Here is a 17051-nt window from a genome sequence, read left to right as displayed (position 1 = left end):
CTGTATCTCCGGCATTTTATGGTTAGGAGCTAAGACCATCTTTGAAGAAATTTTAGCATTAAGATTTAACCCCCATGACCATTAAACTGCGATCCCACATTTCCTCTACTGAAAACTCAGCACTCAGAACTGAGCAGTATTTTCCGATAATTTCTCACAACATTAAAACGTCTGCTGATGTCGGTGCTACCTTCCACATTGAACCCAATCACAATCCTCGCGCTAGAGAACCTGCTCTAGCGTGGTTTGCCCTTACTCGCCAAGGGGGCCAACTCATTCCCCTAGAGCAATGTGATTGTCAATTAGTGGTTTACTCTAAATCCTCATCAGACTTAGGGACTTCCCCCATCCTTGAGCCACAGCTGAAAGCTATATCAGCCGAACAATATCAAGGTATTCCTGGAGCTGATCTAGTCTTTCCTAAAGCGGGAGTCTATGAGTTAGTCTTAAGCGGTACTCCTAAATCAGGAGCTAGTTTTAAGCCATTTGAGATCAAGTACGACGTTACAGTCACTCCTGGGAAAAAAACTGCGACTGTGCCAAGTCCTGCCACTGAACCTGGATTTAACCAGCAGTCAGAATCCTTATCAGAATCCTTGGAGGATACTGCACCATCAGAGCCTCAACTATTACAGTGGTGGTTGCCGGTAGGGATTTTTGCCTTAGTCATCCTAGGTATAGGCAGTGTGTTGTTATGGAAAAACGCAACAGGAAAAAGGTAAAAATAGCAATTCTCAGCAACGTTTGAGGGACATTGCTTATCCTGTTAAGGCAAAAGGCAAAAGGCAAAAGCCAAAAGGCAAAAGGCAAAAGGCAAAAGCCAAAAGGCAAAAGCCAAAAGGCAAAAGCCAAAAGGCAAAAGCCAAAAGGCAAAAGCCAAAAGGCAAAAGGCATGCTATAAAGAGGGTTTTAAGGGAATCAGCCTCAAAAAAGACTGTACCTCATAAGTGCGATCAACTCTATATAACCCTACCTTCTACTAGGCAGTGGCCGGAAAACTACCACCGATAAAGTGAATATCACTAAAGGTTTCAATCCACAGACGAGCACCACAATCAAGAGGGTTATCCGGTTGATAGACAATCCGACACGGACCAAGAATTTCTACCTGGTTGCCGTATAGATTGTTGCCGCTTCGTTTTACTGAAATCACTGGCTGACGCTCTTCGGGACGTTTAGTTTTGTTGCTACCAATGCGATTGCGATTGACATTGATCTTAGCTAGAGCCGGAGGACGACTTTTACGCCACTTGCCCTTTGGGCCACGGCTGGCCTTGATGATTTGGGGTAAATGATTGAACAGAGGAATAATCCAAAATTTGCCGCTTTTATAGGCACCCCGGACGCGACCGTCTTGGAGAAGTTGTCTCAATCGTCTCGAAGATATTCCTAACAGAGATGCTGCTTCAGTAGTACAAACGCACTTGTTCATCAGTTTACTCTAAAGTAGATTAGATTAACTATTCCGATATATGTAGTATAACGAAAATCGACCATTAATGTCAAGTTGTGGTTAACTGGAATAGCTCTTTGTTGAAAGAGGGGATTTATCCTCTTCTTAGTGAAGTGTTGGAAACCATCCTGCTAGGAATTTTTACTCAATAGAGCTAGGAACCGAAAATAGAAAGAAAATCGAAAGATATAATAATTCTTTAATAATTCTTAATTAACTAATAATTATCAAATGAACATTCTAAGTAACCTGTTTTCCGGTGCCACTAATCCCTCCCGTGCCAAGAAAAAACGCCGACGGATTGAAATCAAATCTGAGCGTGAAATTGAGATCATGCGGCAGGCGGCAACTATTGTGGCAACAGTACTCAAAGAAATTTCTGAGATGGTTGAGCCAGGCATGAGCACAGCGGATTTAGATGCCTATGCCGAAAAGCGGATCCGTCAGATGGGAGCAACCCCAAGTTTCAAAGGTTACTACGGCTTTCCTGGTTCAATCTGCACCTGCCTGAATCACGAAGTAGTTCATGGTATTCCTAGTCCTAAGAAAGTGATTTGCAGTGGTGATGTGTTGAAAGTTGATACAGGTGCCTACTATCAGGGATTTCACGGAGACTCATGCATTACTATTCCGATTGAAGAGGTCAAACCAGAAGCGAGTCAATTAATTCGGGTGGCAAATGAAACCCTCTACAAGGGCATCGAACAGGTGAAAGCAGGGAAGTACTTGCTAGACATTGCTGGCGCGATTGAAGACCATGCCCAAACTTATGGCTATAGTATAGTGGAGGATTATACGGGTCACGGTGTGGGGCGAAATTTACACGAAGACCCCTCAGTGTTCAACTTCCGCACCCGGGAATTGCCGAATGTCAAGCTGCGTGCTGGGATGACTCTAGCGATTGAGCCAATTTTGAATGCTGGTACTAAGTTCACACGCACCCTATCTGACCGTTGGACAGTCGTTACGGTCGATAATTCTCTATCCGCTCAGTTTGAACATACGGTTTTGGTAACAACTGATGGCTACGAAATCTTGACTGACCGTGCCAAGGTCTAACTATAGCCTTACTTATGAATTAGCGAATGACTTGCTGGCACATGGAACTTATGAGTGGGTAGTTGGTCAATTAAATAGAGGAGCGTCTCCTACTCCAGGGGAAATAGTCTAGGTGTACCATTTTCTCTCAAGCCATAGCTATCTCAGGGGAAATGGTCTAGGTGTACCATTTTCTCCCAAGCCATAGCTATTGCTTACCAGATAAGGTTATGATATATTCGATTGGGACTATTTCTATAAACTACCAAATTTTTGGCAGTTGACAGCTAGCAGGATTGATCACAAGTAAGCGCGAAGTTTTAAAACCCAGTCTCGTCAGAGCTGGGATTAAAAACGATTAACGCGCGAATTTATTTTAGCCCTAGGAGGTTGAGAGAAAAGAATACCCCGACCTAAGAGGACGGGGATGAATTTTCGAAAATGTTAATATAGGAGATAAGGGTCTCAAAAAACTGGGTATTGACCCTACTCAGCTACCTCCGGTGCGGGGGAAAGTTACGCCCTAGGAGATAACAGCCAATTAGGTTGTGCCTGGGAATCCCCATTCCTGCGACGGATGGGGAAGTTCAAAATAAGGGAGTGTCTTATTAGCCGGTGAGAGCATCAACATCGGAACCACAAAAAGGTAAATGGGTGACAAACACTCTTAGACGGTGCTTCTAGTAACTAGTTACATAGATCGAAATTGATCTACAAAAAGGTAAATGGGTGACAAATACCCTGAGACGGTGCTTCTAGTAACTAGTGATATAAATCGCAATTGATCTACTGCTAAAAAACTCCCGATCAGATCTCAGGGGTGTTGATCAGGTGGCATCTAATTTCTTTGTTCTTAGTTACTTAACTATTCTCCGGAACTATGATCAATAAAATAGTCGAAAAAAATGCCGGAATATCCCTGGTAACTATTAGCTTTGATCGCAATTGGACAGCTTTTCCAAAAGAAAACCCCCAAACCATTGAGCCTAGGGGTAATTATCAGGGTGCATCTACCATTTATTTCTTCTGATTGATGGGATTGATATCCGGAAGGATTACTAGTCAATTTACTAGTCAATAAATAACAAAACCCACGGGAGAAATTTGCTCTTAGCCAACAGCCAGGTGAGGCGCTGATGGCAACATCTACCAAAAAAAATCCCCCGAACCGTGAGCTTCAGGGGTAATTATCAGGGTGCATCTACCATTTATTTCTTCTGATTGATCGGATTGATATCCGGAAGGATTACTAGTCAATTTACTAGTCAATCAATAACAAAACCCACGGGAGAAATTTGCTCTTAGCCAACAGCCAGCTGAGGCGCTGATGGCAACATCTACAGGTGCGACCCGTGGCGAATTTAATTCTTAATGGTAAGAGCGCACCTAAAAAAAAATCCCCCGAACCGTGAGCTTCAGGGGTAATTATTAGGGTGCATCTACCATTTCTTTCTTCTGATTGATGGGATTGATATCCGGAAGGATTACTAGTCAATTTACTAGTCAATCAATAACCAAACCCACGGGAGAACTTTACTCTTAGCCAACAGCCAGCTGAGGAGCTGATCGCAACATCTACAGGTGCGACCCGTGATGGCGAGCAATCCCTTGACCGTAGGTCACGCGGGGCGCGTTCGCCATCACGGAAAGCGCACCTAAAAAAAAAATCCCCCGAACCGTGAGCTTCAGGGGTAATTATTAGGGTGCATCTACCATTTATTTCTTCTGATTGATCGGATTGATATCCGGAAGGATTACTAGTCAATTTACTAGTCAATAAATAACAAAACCCACGGGAGAAATTTGCTCTTAGCCAACAGCCAGCTGAGGAGCTGATGGCAACATCTACAGGTGCGACCCGTGGCGAATTTAATAATTAGATGCGGAAAGCGCACCTACAAAGAAAACCCCCCGAACCGTGAGCTTCAGGGGTAATTATCAGGGTGCATCTACCATTTCTTTCTTCTGAGTGATGTTACCGAGATCCGGAAGCTCTAAAGTATGGCTCAAGATTCTATATGATCACTAAACCTAGATAAAACCTAGATAAAACTTTACTTTTAGCTGACGGCCAAGTTATGGTTTATGGCACCATCTACAGGTGCGACCCGTGGCGAATTTAATTCTTAATGGTAAGAGCGCACCGACAAAGAAAACCCCCGAACCGTGAGCTTCGGGGGTAATTATTAGGGTGCATCTACCATTTCTTTCTTCTGAGTGACTTCTCCACTATCCGGAAGGTTTAGCAGGGGATGATTGACAACTGGCGGCAAGACCGTTGCTCGAAAGCTGTATTAATTATCAATTATCAATTGACCCATAGGACTACTACTTGATGTGTTATTCTATATTACAGCTTGAAGCACGTAGGGTGGGTTAATTGATATGCGTTCGCGTAGCGTGACCGTAGGTCAATCGCACTCTCACAGCTTCCAAGGGGCGATTGCCATAAAATAGCGGTGCGACAAGGCGCGAGGTTCCAACGCCCACACCGAACGCGCACCAAGACAGAAGCAGGTTAATCGGAAGGTAATGCTCAATGGTAACATTACAGCTCAGGCAGTTAAGTGTTCCTCCAGGACAGCGGATTCTTTTGACTGATGTAAGCTGGTCAACGTTCGAGGATATTTTACAAGAACTCGGTGAAAAAAGAGCTAATAGAGTAGCTTACTATCAAAATAAATTAGAAATTAGAATGCCATTGCCAGAAGATGAGTTTGATAAAGAAATTATTGGTGATATGGTTAAAATTTTACTATAATAATTGGAAGTCAATCGCGAATGTTACGGCTCAAATAATTTCAAGCGGAAGGATATGGCAGCAGGAATCGAGCCTGATAATTGTTTTTATATTCAAAATTATCGTTTAATGATTGGCAAAAGGAGATTAGATTTAAGTAGTGATCCACCTCCCGATCTAGCCATTGAGGTTGATGTTACTTCCAAAACACAACTGAGTGCTTATGAAGCTTTGGGAGTGCCTGAGTTATGGCAGTTTTCTAAGGGAAGTTTAACGAATGGGGAGTTTGAGGGGTCGAAATTCCCCATTCCTCTTAAGGATGGGGATGGATAGACCCCTCAAATTCGTCCGCCTGATTGATTTTCGATATATTGCTTGACTTGATCTAAAGGTGCTCCGCTACAAGAAACTATACATTTAGAGTCATGCCATAATTTGGCTTTTTCTCCCCAGTAATGCTTGCTAATTTCTGCCTTGAACTCTTTTCTGAGAATTCTACTACTAGCTGATTTCAGGGATGCGATCAAATCAGACAAGTTATTGTCGGGATGAAAACTTACCATCAAGTGAACATGATCTGGTTCACCGTTGAATTCTTCTAATTTACATTTGTTTGGCTCCAGTACCCTCGTAAAAACTTGAGCCATGCGATCTAACATCATTTTTGTAAACACCTGGCGACGGTATTTTGTCACAAAGACAATATGCAGGTGAATTGAAAAAACTACGTGAGAACCTTTTCTCATGGTAATCTCAGGCATTCCTTGTCAACTTCGTTGTTCGGTGTTATATTGATTCTAGAGCAACTATCGACTGACTGCACACAAGGAGGTGAGACTGAAGTGGTGACGCTAAGGCAGACATTTCGACTGTATCCAACCGCATCGCAAAAAAATAAGCTATTTTATGCCCGTTCGTTACATCAACTTTTGTATAATGCCTGTCTAGCTCACCGCCGCTATGAGTGGAAGGTTAATCGAAAAAGTGTTGGCTACCTTGATCAACAGAATATTTTGCCAGCATATAAAGATTGTTGGCCTGATTACAAAGGTCTTTACAGTACCTCATTGCAAGGGACGGTCAAACGGGTAGATTTAGCTTACAACAGCTTCTTAAAGGGATTAAGAAAGTTCCCAAGATTTAAGTCTATTAGGGATTACTCTGGTTGGACTTACCCCAGTACTTCTGGATGGAAGGTTAATAGCAATGGAAAACATGGGACTCTAGTGCTAAATGACTTAAAGATTCAGATTAGGATGCGAGGTAAAGCCAAACATTGGGGTAAGCCAACTACATTGACCGTTGTTTACAAGCCACGATTGAATCAATGGTTTGCGTCGATCACCGTAAAAGTGGATGTACCTGAACCCAAGTATGGGTCTGAATCAGACTTAAATTATGAGTCGGTTGTGGCTTATGACTTAGGAACACAGACAGCTATTACTACTTTTGATGGCTCCGAGTTCAACGAAATCAAAAATCAGCGTTTTATTCGTGCTTTAGAGCCATTACTAAAAACTGCTGGCAAAGATAAACGCAGGAAACGCGCTCCTAATCGTAAACAGCGAGTTAAGCCATCAAGTCGCTGGAAAAAAGCCAATAAACGGGAATCTCAAATCAAGCGTAAAATTGGCAATCAGCGAAAAGACTGGCAACACAAAGTTACATCAGATTTATCTAGTCGTTATGACATCGGTGTAACCGAAAAGCTAAATACGAAAGGAATGACCCGCAAAGCCAAGAAAGGGTCAAAGCGAAAAAATCAAAAAGTTGGGTTAAACAAATCCATTCTTGATGTTGGTTTTGGGTCTCTTAACAAGATGCTGTCCTACAAAATTGAATTAAAAGGTGGGATAGTACTTCATCTGCCTACTAAACAATTAAAGCCATCACAACGTTGCCCAAAGTGTGGAAAAATTCATAAACACTGGGCTAATCTCTCCAATCGTTACCACGTTTGTGATCAGTGCGGATTTCGGCTTTCACGGGATAAAACCAGCGCAATGGTGATGTACAACGCAGCACTAGGTAATCAGCCGGGGTACGGAAATGACCTCGATAAACGTGGATTTCCTAGCTCTACTTCAAAGACCAGTAAGCATACTGGATCGATGAAGCAACTAGGGAAGATGAAGCGCCAAAAATCACGCTCATCAGACGGGTCTGCTGAAACCCCGTCCCTCTACAGGGCGGGGTAGTTCATAAATCAATGTACTCCAAGCGGGTAAGGGGGGTAGCTATGTTGAGTCTTCTTTCAGTCCTACGTTTCCTAATTTTCCCATTATTGAAGGGGTTGAGCAGTTTGTCCAAATGAGTTTGACTCAAGGTTCAAGTGCTGCTTTAAGGGCTTTTCGGAAGCGATGCAGCGCGGTCTTGGGGGTTCCCCCCATGAGCGACTGCATCAAGACAGTGGGTTAGCCAGAGAATTGATTCATAAATACTGAAACTTACAACAATTCCGGTGAATTTACAACTTAATCCGCCATTAATATGATGGTTTTCATGGGTTTAATCCCTATTTATGAAAAAAGCGATTGACCGTAGGTCACGCTACGCGAACGCATTCCTCTGAACTATCTTCTCCTCTTCTTCATCTTCAAGTTCAGTCGGGTGCATCTCACTGTCTTGATGCAAAGCGCGAGTTTGGTTAGACTTTTTCGGTGGTAGCGTTACTGCTTTTCTACCACTTGCCGTCTGTCTGTTGCGCCAATCAACGAACATCGCAGCAACGTCATAGTTAAAAGCCTTGGCATGGTCTTCACGAAATTTGTGAATTTCGTCTAAGATATCATTAGTCAACATTATTCTACTCTCCCATCAGTTAATAGGCTGTGCAAAGTATTGCTAGTTCGTAAGCATATGCGCTACGCGCACGCTACTTGAGGTGCAGTCAGCGGTCAGCCGTGAGCCATTCGCGTAGCGTGGCCAACGGCCAAGGCTCACGCTACTTGAGGTGCTTATTTTATTCAAAAGCACCGATTGCGCTACGCGCACGCTGCGCGAACAGTAGCGTCCCCATAGCCCATAAGCACCTCAAGTACGGTAGCCACAGGCCAATCGCTAATGGTTGATAGCACTTCAAGTAGCACTATCTGTAGCGCATTAGCTGATAGCTGATAGCACCTCAAGCAGCGTGCTCGTAGCCCATTAGCTGATAGCTAACAGTATTTATACTTAAAATAAGAAATGCAGAATATCGGTACTAAAGAAAACCCCCGAACCGTGAGCTTCGGGGAGTAACTATCAGGGTGCATCTACCATTTCTTTTTTCTCTGTGATTTCACGGATATCCGGAAAAGTGACTCACTAATTGATCCAGAGGAATCTACAAAACCCTGATCTAGCTCCGATCGGATTACTGTGGGAACTATAGGCAATACAGAAAACCCCGGAAACTTCAGCTCCGGGGGTAATTATCAGGGTTCATCTACCATGCTTTTATTCTAAGTGATTTTACTGAGATTTTAACACATATTTTTATTGACATATATAAATAGATGTGTTAATGAAGTTCTATAACAGTAAGTGAGTTGAGGCTCTAGGTAATATAGCCATGACTTGAGCACTTACCGGGATTAGTTCATTGCAAGGGATTAATTTAGCCAAATAATAGGGGATTCAAGGGATCACCATCAGCATTGAGCCGTCAGCGGTCAGCGGTCAGCGGTCAGCGGTCAGCCTTGGCCTATGGCCACGCTACGCGAATGGCTCACGCTACTTCAGGTGCGGTCAGCTTATTTTATTATTCAAAAGCAGCGATTGCGCTACGCGCACGCTGCGCGAACAGTAGCGTGCCCATAGCCCATAAGCACCTCCAGTAGCGTGGCCACAGGCCAATGGCTAATGGCTGATACGCGACACGCTGATAGCTGTTGGCGTAGCCTGCGCGTAGCGCATATGCTTACCCGTCAGCTATCAGCTTATTGAGGCTTATTGAGGGGTGTTCAAGGTAAATCATGTACTTGCGGCAGTTAGCCCAATCAATGCTTAAGTTTTCCTAGATTGTTGAGCTAACTGCTGAGAGGTTAATAGCTAAATGCTGACCAAAAATTTTGGGTTTCAAGCCCCGTCCTTCGTTCGACGGCAATAAGCACGAATTTGATATAATGAACATGTAGCCTAGTACAGGCCCCGATTCGTCGGTACTGCCTCACTCAACAACGACAATTACGGGCAGGATGCCCGTTCCACGCAAAATACTAGTACACGAGGCGCGAAAAACCTCGACAAAACGCATGGGTCTTAACAGACACCGAAAACCAGTAAAGTACAAATTCAAAGTATATAACGTACCGTGGGGCACACGGGAACGGGGAATCCCAACGCTTAGGGAGACAAGCCCACTGGGGTTAGTTAAGTTAGGCTCAATATTTGGTTCTTCTGGACGGATATTTGGCTTAAGTATTGCCTTTCAGGATAACTAATTTTAAGGTATGTCGTAGAACTAAGAATCCCCGCTCTTATAGGGCGGGGAGTGTCAAGAGATAGGATGATATACAAGGTGAAGACTATAGACCCACGCAACTATGCCACGCACTCAACGCAACGATAACTTTATCGATAAAACCTTTACGGTGATGGCAGACATCCTCTTAAAGATTCTGCCTACCAATAAGCAAGCCAAGGAAGCTTTTGTCTATTACCGAGATGGTATGTCAGCTCAAGCGGATGGGGAATATGCTGAAGCTATGGATAATTACAAAAAAGCCTTGGAACTGGAGGAAGACCCCAACGACCGCAGCTTTATTATCTACAACATGGGGCTGATTCAAGCGAGTAATGGTGAGCATGAGCGTGCTTTAGAACTCTATCATCAGGCCCTTGATATCAACCCCCGTATGCCTCAGGCCCTTAATAATGTAGCCGTAATTTACCATTACCAAGGTGAACAGTCTAAGGAAGCTGGGGATAGTGAGGGGGCAGAAGCTTTGTATGACAAAGCGGCTGATTATTGGAAACGAGCTATTCGCCTTGCTCCTAATAACTACATTGAAGCCCAAAACTGGCTGAAAACTACAGGTCGTTCTACGATTGATGTTTACTTTTAGCGGCTAGCTTCTACTTAATAAACTTGACAGTCTTTATAGTCTTTGATTTGGGCTAAGCCTTTACTGTTGAATGTTGAGGAATTCGTTAGTAACCAAGAAGATAATATAACCAGATGATAGACCGCGAACAAGTCCAAAAAGTAGCCAATCTTGCTCGTTTAGAACTCAAAGCAGAGGAAGAGGAGAAATTTGCGGCTCAGATGAGCAATATTTTCGATTATTTTCAACAGCTTAGTGAATTAGATACTGAGGATGTGCCGCCGACTACACGGGCGATTGATATTAGCAATGTGACTCGACTGGATACTCTCAAACCCTATACTGACCGGGAAAGTATGTTCAGGGAGGCTCCTGAGCAGGATGGTGATTTCTTCAGAGTGCCAAAAATTATCACTGAAGGCTAAGCTATCAGCGTGTCGCGTATCAGCTTATGCGCTACGGGCACGCTACTTGAGGTGCTATTAGCTATCAGCGTGTCGCGTATCAGCTATCAGCTTATGTGCTATGGGCACGATTATTGAGGAGGAAACCGTTAAGAATAAAATACTTAAGCATTCGTTTAATCTGAGTTAGGTCACAGCGTCGTTCGCACAGCGTGGCCATTCGCGTAGCGTGGCCAAAGGCCAAGGCCAAAGCCTGTGCCACAAAGCTGTTCGCTACGCTGGGTTGATTTTAAGCTGACCGCTGACCGCTGACCGCTGACCACTGAATGCTAACTGGGCGTAAAAGAGTTTGTTGTTGACGGTTGATGGTTGACGGTTGATGGTTAACTATCAAACCAAGCCCTTAATTTTTAAATTAAAATATAAAAAATGCACCATTTTCTGGTAGGAAATTCCTCACCTTTGATTTCAGATCCTTCCTTAGACCCATGCATTCCCAAGTAGATTTCCAAGATGCCTTTGATGTGATTGTAGTTGGCGCGGGACACGCTGGTTGTGAAGCCGCCCTAGCTTCAGCACGGTTGGGCTGTCGTACTATCCTACTTACCCTTAACCTAGACAAAATTGCTTGGCAACCCTGTAACCCAGCAGTGGGAGCACCGGCCAAGTCTCAACTCACCCATGAGGTAGATGCTTTGGGTGGAGAAATTGGCAAAATGGCTGACCGTACCTACCTGCAAAAGCGGGTACTTAACTGTTCACGGGGACCAGCGGTTTGGGCTTTGCGAGCGCAGACGGATAAGCGAGAATATGCGGCTGTGATGAAGGAGATTGTAGAAAATCAAGAAAACTTGACTCTCCGGGAAGCCATGGTCACGGATTTGGTGCTGGGGGCTAATGATGAGGTGATAGGTGTCCAGACTTACTTCGGTGTGGCTTTCCAAGCATCGGCAGTGATCTTGACAACTGGCACTTTCCTGGGTGGACGGATCTGGGTGGGAAACAAGTCCATGTCAGCAGGACGGGCTGGGGAATTTGCGGCAATTGGGTTGACTGAAACCCTTAACCGCTTAGGCTTTGAAACGGGACGACTCAAGACTGGAACCCCCGCACGGGTAGATAAGCGCTCCGTGGATTACAGCAAAATGGAACCTCAACCAGGGGATGAGAAGGTGCGCTGGTTTAGCTTTGACCCAGATGTGTGGGTCGAACGAGAGCAGATGTATTGCTATCTGACCCGCACGACTTCTGAGACTCACCGCTTGATTCGGGACAATCTTCATCTATCCCCAATCTATGGAGGCTGGGTGGAGGCTAAAGGACCCCGTTCCTGCCCTAGTATTGAAGATAAAATTGTGCGCTTTGCTGATAAGGAAAGCCACCAGATTTTTATTGAACCAGAAGGACGAGATATTCCAGAACTCTATATCCAGGGGTTTTCTACTGGGTTACCAGAGAATTTGCAGTTGCAGCTATTGCAAACTCTTCCGGGATTAGAAAATTGTGCTATGCTGCGTCCTGCTTATGCGGTTGAGTATGATTATTTACCAGCAACTCAGTGTTATCCGACACTGATGACTAAAAAAATTGAGGGATTGTTCTGCGCTGGACAAATTAATGGTACCACTGGCTACGAAGAAGCAGCAGCTCAGGGGATTGTAGCAGGAATTAATGCAGTACGCTATGTCCGCCATCAGGAAATGGTGGTGTTTCCTAGGGAAGAAAGCTATATGGGCACGTTAATTGACGATTTGTGTACCAAAGACCTGCGGGAACCTTACCGAATGCTGACTAGCCGTTCGGAGTATCGGTTACTATTGCGTTCCGATAACGCTGACCGCCGTATGACTCCTTTAGGACGGAAACTGGGTTTGATTGATGACCGTAGGTGGCAGCTGTATCAACAAAAACAGGCGAATATTACCACAGAAAAAGCCCGACTCCAGTCGGTGCGGATTAAGGAACATGATCCAATCGGAATTGCGATCGCATCCGATACCCAGCAAAAGATCAAAGGCTCGATTACCTTAGCTGAGTTACTACGTCGTCCTGGTTTCCACTATGTCAATCTAGACCAATATGAACTGGGTGACCCTAAGCTGAATCAGTCGGAACGAGAAGGAGCAGAAATTGATCTAAAATATCAAGGCTATCTTAAGCGTCAGCAAAACCAAATTGACCAAGTTTCTCGGCAAGCTAATCGGCAGTTACCACCAGATTTGGATTATGCTGCTATTGAAACTCTATCCAAGGAGTCTCGTGAAAAGCTTAGCCAAGTCAAACCTATGACTATTGGTCAGGCATCTAGAGTTGGCGGGGTTAATCCAGCAGATATTAATGCGTTGCTGGTATATCTAGAGGTGCGGGAACGAAAGTTAAGTCCTGTTGTGACTCCATAATCTCAGGGGCATCTGTGAGAAAACCCTAGATAATCTTCTCAAAGATATAGTCATAGTCAAAGTTACGAGAGCATACCATCGATGTCTCAGGATGTGATTACCAAAGAAAAATCAACAGAGCGGTTGAACCCTCCCCTTCCCATTCAGCCATGGTCGGTAGATGCTGAAGCCGATAGGTTAATGGATGATTTATTTGGGGATCTGTACCAAATGATTGAGAACGGCTGCGAGTTGCCGACAGAACCCCCTGAGCCAGACTATGTCTCCTTGGAACCGATAGCAATCCCGAAAATTCCCATATCAGCGGCAATTATTCCCTTTCTGGAATCGCCACTGCCCTCAACCCAGGAGTTAGCTGAAACCACATCAAGTGAGTTGCAAAAGACAACGGCAGATACTGACTCTAGTACTGTCGCCGATAACTCTAGTCGGTTTTTAGACAAGCTCCTATGGACTTTAGCCTTACTGTCCCTATCAGCAATCACAATAATGTGGTTGACTAGCCAGGGAAAGCTAACTTGGTCATGGTTGAACAACTTAGTGGCTTTAGTATCAGTTCAACAAGGCAAAGTCTCAGAACCTGATGCCCAGTTTATTAACTATATGTTGCGATCGCTAGAAGTGATTGACCGCAAAGCACAAGCTATCAAAAAGACTGTGATCGCCCAATCATTACCAGACCCCACACCTCCCAATCCTCCGGTAGCTCCTAACTCAGCAGCAACTGCACCACCAACTGCTATCAAAGAACGTGTCTTAGAACGAGTTTATTACATCCCGATTGAAAAGGTTCCAACCCCTGATCCTGCCATAGCATCCTCAGCGCCAGTAAAACCATCCCCTCCTAGTACCCCTGAACTTACACCATCCCCCCCATCACCAATCCCGAAACCTCCGTCAGCAACTGCTATAGAACCACCGCCACCAAATGTTCTAGAACCACCACCACCAATTACTCTAGAATTACCGCCACCACCAACCCCAGACCCCCTGCCCAGCGCTAATATTGACCGACTCCCTGCCCCACCACCTCCCCCACCATCATCACCTGCCATCAAACATACCTTGGTGGGATTACTGGAGCTAGGAGAGCAATCTGCTGCTTTGTTTAAAATTGATGGTGTTACCCAACGGATTAAGCTGGGGGAAGCTATTGGTAATAGCGGTTGGACTCTAGTGTCTGTAGATAATCAGGAAGCAGTGATTCGACGCAATGGTGAAGTTCGTTCAATTTACGTTGGACAACATTTCTAGTCATGTAACATCATGACTGTAATAAATCACCATATCGAATGTAAAAAACAAATCGTAACGCTTTGTAAAAATTAACAACAGGATGGCTATATTGCCAATTGGCAATGGTATTTTGTAGTGGATTAGAGTATGTTCGCGATCGCAGAAATAGCGATCGCAAAAATCGCGATTTGTGTGATCGCGATCGCACAAAGCCCAATGGCCGGTTTTAAATTAACTATTATTAACCCACTATAAATAGCATTCCTGTAGCTATTTCAGATAACCTGAGATATGTTGATAGAACAGAGTGAAAGATATATGATCTAATAGGATCTAGGATAGTGGTGCAGTGGGACTATTTGAAGACCTGAATCGATTTCTAGAAAGTCGTCTAGAAGAATTTCTCCGCAACAATCCTCATCTAGAGCTACAGGCACTAGAGGAGCAGTTACGGGAGCAAGAAAAAGACACACTGCGGCTAATTATTGACTTACAGCAACAGGAAAAGCGGTTGCAAGACCAAATTCTTGCCGTTGCCAAAGACATTCAACGTTGGCATGAGCGTATTAAAAAGGCAAAGTCCCACAACAGATTTGATTTGGCTCAAGCAGCTCAACAGCGAGAAGCAGCTCTGTTACGTCAAGGCAATCAGCTTTGGGGCCAGATGGAAGGGGTTAAACAGCGCATTACTAAAGCCAAGGAACTCCAAGAACAGATTAAAAACCGTAGCGCTGAAGTTCAGGCTAAAGCTAGAGATACAGCAGCAGCTCGGGCAAGTGCTCAGCCGAAGCAGAACTCCCAGACATTTGCCTGGAATCAGACTACCAACAGTAACCAATACAATATCCCTTCTGGTGTAGACCCTTTAGAGCAACAGTTTAAAAGCTGGGAAATGGATGAAGAGTTGGAACAAATGAAGCGGAATATGAACCGTTAATGTCAGCTATCAGCGTGTCGCGTATCAGCTATCAGCTTTTGAATGAAAGAGGTAAGCATTCGTTTAATTAATCTGAGTTATTTCACAGCGTCGTTCGCACAGCGTGGCCAAAGGCCAAAGCCTGTGCCACAAAACTGTTCGGGTAGCGTGAGCGAAAGGCCAACGGCTGAGAGCTGAGAGCTGACCACTGACGGCTGACAGCTGAGAGCTGAGAGCTGAGAGCTGACGGCTGACAGCTTACATAAATTCTTCATTCATTCTTTTTTTCAAAACGACGATTAATAATAAAAGAAATTGATTTTTGTCGGATAGGCAAGGCTGGAAATAAGGATTGGTTTGTAGCGTTTAAGTTAGCAGCAGTCTTGGTAATATCTTGGTCTTGGTTGTCTTGGCTGAGATTGGAATCAGATGAATCAGACCCGAAGGAAGGCTGGCGAAAAATCCAGCCTGGATGCTTGCCATAGTTAGAAGCGATCGCTAATAAGGCTCCTGCTAAGATAAACACTGGTAGTGGTAGAGTTACGTGTCTAACCCACTGGTAGATTTCCACCATCACAAAAAACACCAAAACGCTGGCTATCCAAATTCTTATAACTCTATCCGATACCATGCCAATCTTATGCTCTGATTCGGTTTGTTCCGTCTGAGGAAGCTGATGGAATGTGAGTTACGCGAACATTTTTCCCATCAGCTCCTGTAGACCATACTACACCTTGGCTGCTACTTTGGCTTGAGCGGATATCAAGGTTTCATAAGTTGACCGCATCTTCAGACCAACGAGAACCTGGAACAAGCCTGAACCGTTGTTAGAACCAGGATAATCGGTGTGCTTGAGCAATAGCTCGGTCATCTCTCCATAGTACTTAGTTGAGGTCTTGCTGAGGTGACTTTCGATGTAAATCATCTCCTCTAGGTTATCAAACTGACCATCTACCTCTAGTACAGAGACTTCGTTACCCATGTAGCTGTCTGGCCCATAGTACATTTTCAGACCAGGATAAGCACAGGTTAGCTTGCGACCACAAGGTCTCCAGTCGATGGTTGACCCTTCATCAAACAGATAAACTGGCTCGAAGTTTTCCACCCCTTCCTTCTGAAGTAGGCGCACCCGCAGTAGATTGCTTTCCTTAGCTGCCTCTCCCTGAAGCAGCTGGGTGGGAAAGATTTGAATGACCACATCAGCGTATTGCTTCTGGACTTCAATGTAAGCTTCAAAGTCTGGACGTCTAGCTTCAATCGACGCTAGAATATCCTCATAACGATGGCCCCGTTCTGCCATGTCCCGCTGGATTTTCCATTGGATTTTGACTTCATCGCTAATGTCTAGGTAAACGCCGAAATCAACCAGCTCACGCACCCGCTCATCATAAAGAGGGTGCAGCCCTTCAATGACTATGACTTTATTAGGCTCAACCCGTTCTGGTGGATCAATTTCACCGGTCTCATGGTTGTAGATAGGTTTGTCTATGCCCCGACCTTGTTTGAGCGCTTTGATTTGCTCATACATCAAGTCAAAGTTATTTGCCTTAGGATTAAGGGCAGTAACTTTTTTCTCTTTGCGCTGTTTGCGATCCAGACTGTGATAGTCATCCAGACAAATCACCGTCATGAACTCCTGGCCAAATAGGTCGGTCAAACGCTTTAGAAACGTTGATTTACCGCATCCTGAGTCTCCAGCAACTCCTATAACTACCACCCTCTCCAGATCTGTGGTCATATCTTCCCTCTAACGTAAAACATATTCTCAAATCAGTTTTCAGTAAGCCAAAGCCCAAGCCTGGGAGCAATCTGACACACGCTTATAGTGGTGCTTGATA

Annotated in this window: 19 protein-coding genes; 12 read left to right on the top strand and 7 right to left on the bottom strand. The window is 44.5% G+C overall.

Translation table 11 applies throughout. The annotated features are described in order from the left end of the window. Positions 1 to 74 precede the first annotated feature (74 nt). Positions 75 to 722 (top strand): hypothetical protein, encoded by a 648-nt coding sequence (locus F6J90_RS35000; protein WP_293104683.1) that lies wholly within the window; start codon positions 75 to 77, stop codon positions 720 to 722. A gap of 32 nt (positions 723 to 754) precedes the next feature. After that, positions 755 to 901, top strand: a complete 147-nt coding sequence (locus tag F6J90_RS34995; RefSeq protein ID WP_293104680.1) for a hypothetical protein — start codon at positions 755 to 757, stop codon at positions 899 to 901. A gap of 78 nt (positions 902 to 979) precedes the next feature. Here the strand turns inward: F6J90_RS34995 and F6J90_RS34990 are convergent, their stop codons facing one another. Further along, a complete protein-coding gene (locus F6J90_RS34990) occupies positions 980 to 1432 on the bottom strand; it encodes a DNA-binding protein (RefSeq protein ID WP_293104678.1) in 453 nt (150 codons plus the stop codon). A gap of 252 nt (positions 1433 to 1684) precedes the next feature. On the opposite strand from F6J90_RS34990, the gene map reads away from it, so the two are divergent. The 3 genes from map to F6J90_RS34975 all read left to right on the top strand — a co-directional run bounded on the left by map (position 1685) and on the right by F6J90_RS34975 (position 5564). Beyond that, positions 1685 to 2512, top strand: a complete 828-nt coding sequence (gene map, locus F6J90_RS34985) for a type I methionyl aminopeptidase (protein ID WP_293104675.1) — start codon at positions 1685 to 1687, stop codon at positions 2510 to 2512. Between the two features lie 2518 nt (positions 2513 to 5030). Continuing rightward, positions 5031 to 5252: a hypothetical protein gene (locus tag F6J90_RS34980; protein WP_293104673.1), complete on the top strand. Its 222-nt coding sequence runs from the start codon at positions 5031 to 5033 to the stop codon at positions 5250 to 5252. Between the two features lie 3 nt (positions 5253 to 5255). Beyond that, positions 5256 to 5564 carry a Uma2 family endonuclease gene (locus F6J90_RS34975; protein WP_293104669.1) on the top strand — a complete coding sequence of 103 codons (309 nt, stop codon included), beginning with the start codon at positions 5256 to 5258 and terminating at the stop codon, positions 5562 to 5564. Between the two features lie 5 nt (positions 5565 to 5569). Here F6J90_RS34975 and tnpA read toward each other — a convergent pair whose 3' ends face one another. Further along, positions 5570 to 5977: an IS200/IS605 family transposase gene (tnpA, locus tag F6J90_RS34970; protein ID WP_293104666.1), complete on the bottom strand. Its 408-nt coding sequence runs from the start codon at positions 5975 to 5977 to the stop codon at positions 5570 to 5572. On the opposite strand from tnpA, the gene F6J90_RS34965 reads away from it, so the two are divergent. Continuing rightward, on the top strand, positions 5960 to 7429 hold the full coding sequence (locus F6J90_RS34965) for a transposase (protein WP_293104664.1): 1470 nt from the start codon (positions 5960 to 5962) through the stop codon (positions 7427 to 7429). The two genes, tnpA and F6J90_RS34965, sit on opposite strands and share 18 nt — an antisense overlap. Positions 7430 to 7781: 352 nt before the next feature. Here the strand turns inward: F6J90_RS34965 and F6J90_RS34960 are convergent, their stop codons facing one another. Next, on the bottom strand, positions 7782 to 8033 hold the full coding sequence (locus F6J90_RS34960) for a hypothetical protein (RefSeq protein WP_293104661.1): 252 nt from the start codon (positions 8031 to 8033) through the stop codon (positions 7782 to 7784). An 836-nt stretch (positions 8034 to 8869) separates the two neighbouring features. Here F6J90_RS34960 and F6J90_RS34955 point away from each other — a divergent pair. The 3 genes from F6J90_RS34955 to gatC all read left to right on the top strand — a co-directional run bounded on the left by F6J90_RS34955 (position 8870) and on the right by gatC (position 10683). Beyond that, on the top strand, positions 8870 to 9052 hold the full coding sequence (locus F6J90_RS34955) for a hypothetical protein (RefSeq protein WP_293104658.1): 183 nt from the start codon (positions 8870 to 8872) through the stop codon (positions 9050 to 9052). Positions 9053 to 9757: 705 nt separating this feature from the next. Beyond that, positions 9758 to 10279, top strand: a complete 522-nt coding sequence (locus tag F6J90_RS34950) for a photosystem I assembly protein Ycf3 (RefSeq protein ID WP_293021894.1) — start codon at positions 9758 to 9760, stop codon at positions 10277 to 10279. Between the two features lie 113 nt (positions 10280 to 10392). Further along, positions 10393 to 10683 carry an Asp-tRNA(Asn)/Glu-tRNA(Gln) amidotransferase subunit GatC gene (gatC, locus tag F6J90_RS34945; RefSeq protein WP_293104656.1) on the top strand — a complete coding sequence of 97 codons (291 nt, stop codon included), beginning with the start codon at positions 10393 to 10395 and terminating at the stop codon, positions 10681 to 10683. Between the two features lie 91 nt (positions 10684 to 10774). On the opposite strand, the gene F6J90_RS34940 is transcribed toward gatC, so the two are convergent. Then, on the bottom strand, positions 10775 to 10924 hold the full coding sequence (locus F6J90_RS34940) for a hypothetical protein (RefSeq protein ID WP_293104653.1): 150 nt from the start codon (positions 10922 to 10924) through the stop codon (positions 10775 to 10777). Between the two features lie 226 nt (positions 10925 to 11150). Here F6J90_RS34940 and mnmG point away from each other — a divergent pair, with 226 nt between their 5' ends. The 3 genes from mnmG (at position 11151) to F6J90_RS34925 (ending at position 15234) form a co-directional block, all read left to right on the top strand. Then, positions 11151 to 13061 (top strand): tRNA uridine-5-carboxymethylaminomethyl(34) synthesis enzyme MnmG, encoded by a 1911-nt coding sequence (gene mnmG, locus F6J90_RS34935; RefSeq protein WP_293104651.1) that lies wholly within the window; start codon positions 11151 to 11153, stop codon positions 13059 to 13061. Between the two features lie 81 nt (positions 13062 to 13142). Further along, positions 13143 to 14315, top strand: coding sequence for a hypothetical protein (locus F6J90_RS34930; RefSeq protein WP_293104648.1), 1173 nt, complete (start codon positions 13143 to 13145; stop codon positions 14313 to 14315). A 331-nt stretch (positions 14316 to 14646) separates the two neighbouring features. Continuing rightward, the gene (locus F6J90_RS34925) at positions 14647 to 15234 is read left to right on the top strand and encodes a TIGR04376 family protein (RefSeq protein WP_293104646.1); all 588 of its coding nucleotides are present in this window, start codon (positions 14647 to 14649) and stop codon (positions 15232 to 15234) included. Positions 15235 to 15311: 77 nt separating this feature from the next. Here F6J90_RS34925 and F6J90_RS34920 read toward each other — a convergent pair whose 3' ends face one another. The 3 genes from F6J90_RS34920 to F6J90_RS34910 all read right to left on the bottom strand — a co-directional run bounded on the left by F6J90_RS34920 (position 15312) and on the right by F6J90_RS34910 (position 16951). Continuing rightward, entirely contained in the window at positions 15312 to 15488 is a 177-nt protein-coding gene (locus F6J90_RS34920) for a hypothetical protein (protein ID WP_293104643.1), read from the bottom strand. Continuing rightward, entirely contained in the window at positions 15485 to 15787 is a 303-nt protein-coding gene (locus tag F6J90_RS34915; protein WP_293104641.1) for a hypothetical protein, read from the bottom strand. Before F6J90_RS34915 ends, F6J90_RS34920 begins: the two co-directional genes overlap by 4 nt. A 153-nt stretch (positions 15788 to 15940) precedes the next feature. Continuing rightward, positions 15941 to 16951, bottom strand: coding sequence for a phosphoribulokinase (locus tag F6J90_RS34910; protein ID WP_293104638.1), 1011 nt, complete (start codon positions 16949 to 16951; stop codon positions 15941 to 15943). Positions 16952 to 17051 lie beyond the last annotated feature (100 nt).

Source organism: Moorena sp. SIOASIH, assembly GCF_010671925.1.
Lineage (GTDB): Bacteria > Cyanobacteriota > Cyanobacteriia > Cyanobacteriales > Coleofasciculaceae > Moorena.
The sequence above is the reverse complement of the archived record's forward strand: the minus strand, read 5'-3'. Positions and strand labels throughout refer to the sequence as shown.

Excerpts from the sequence above, each read along its gene's own strand:
- F6J90_RS35000 (WP_293104683.1), top strand. The coding sequence starts at position 75 with ATGACCATTAAACTGCGATCCCACATTTCCTCTACTGAAAACTCAGCA.
- F6J90_RS34990 (WP_293104678.1), bottom strand. The coding sequence starts at position 1,432 with ATGAACAAGTGCGTTTGTACTACTGAAGCAGCATCTCTGTTAGGAATA.
- map (WP_293104675.1), top strand. The coding sequence starts at position 1,685 with ATGAACATTCTAAGTAACCTGTTTTCCGGTGCCACTAATCCCTCCCGT.
- F6J90_RS34980 (WP_293104673.1), top strand. The coding sequence starts at position 5,031 with ATGGTAACATTACAGCTCAGGCAGTTAAGTGTTCCTCCAGGACAGCGG.
- tnpA (WP_293104666.1), bottom strand. The coding sequence starts at position 5,977 with ATGAGAAAAGGTTCTCACGTAGTTTTTTCAATTCACCTGCATATTGTC.
- F6J90_RS34960 (WP_293104661.1), bottom strand. The coding sequence starts at position 8,033 with ATGTTGACTAATGATATCTTAGACGAAATTCACAAATTTCGTGAAGAC.
- F6J90_RS34950 (WP_293021894.1), top strand. The coding sequence starts at position 9,758 with ATGCCACGCACTCAACGCAACGATAACTTTATCGATAAAACCTTTACG.
- gatC (WP_293104656.1), top strand. The coding sequence starts at position 10,393 with ATGATAGACCGCGAACAAGTCCAAAAAGTAGCCAATCTTGCTCGTTTA.
- mnmG (WP_293104651.1), top strand. The coding sequence starts at position 11,151 with ATGCATTCCCAAGTAGATTTCCAAGATGCCTTTGATGTGATTGTAGTT.
- F6J90_RS34930 (WP_293104648.1), top strand. The coding sequence starts at position 13,143 with ATGTCTCAGGATGTGATTACCAAAGAAAAATCAACAGAGCGGTTGAAC.
- F6J90_RS34920 (WP_293104643.1), bottom strand. The coding sequence starts at position 15,488 with ATGAAGAATTTATGTAAGCTGTCAGCCGTCAGCTCTCAGCTCTCAGCT.
- F6J90_RS34915 (WP_293104641.1), bottom strand. The coding sequence starts at position 15,787 with ATGGTGGAAATCTACCAGTGGGTTAGACACGTAACTCTACCACTACCA.
- F6J90_RS34910 (WP_293104638.1), bottom strand. The coding sequence starts at position 16,951 with ATGACCACAGATCTGGAGAGGGTGGTAGTTATAGGAGTTGCTGGAGAC.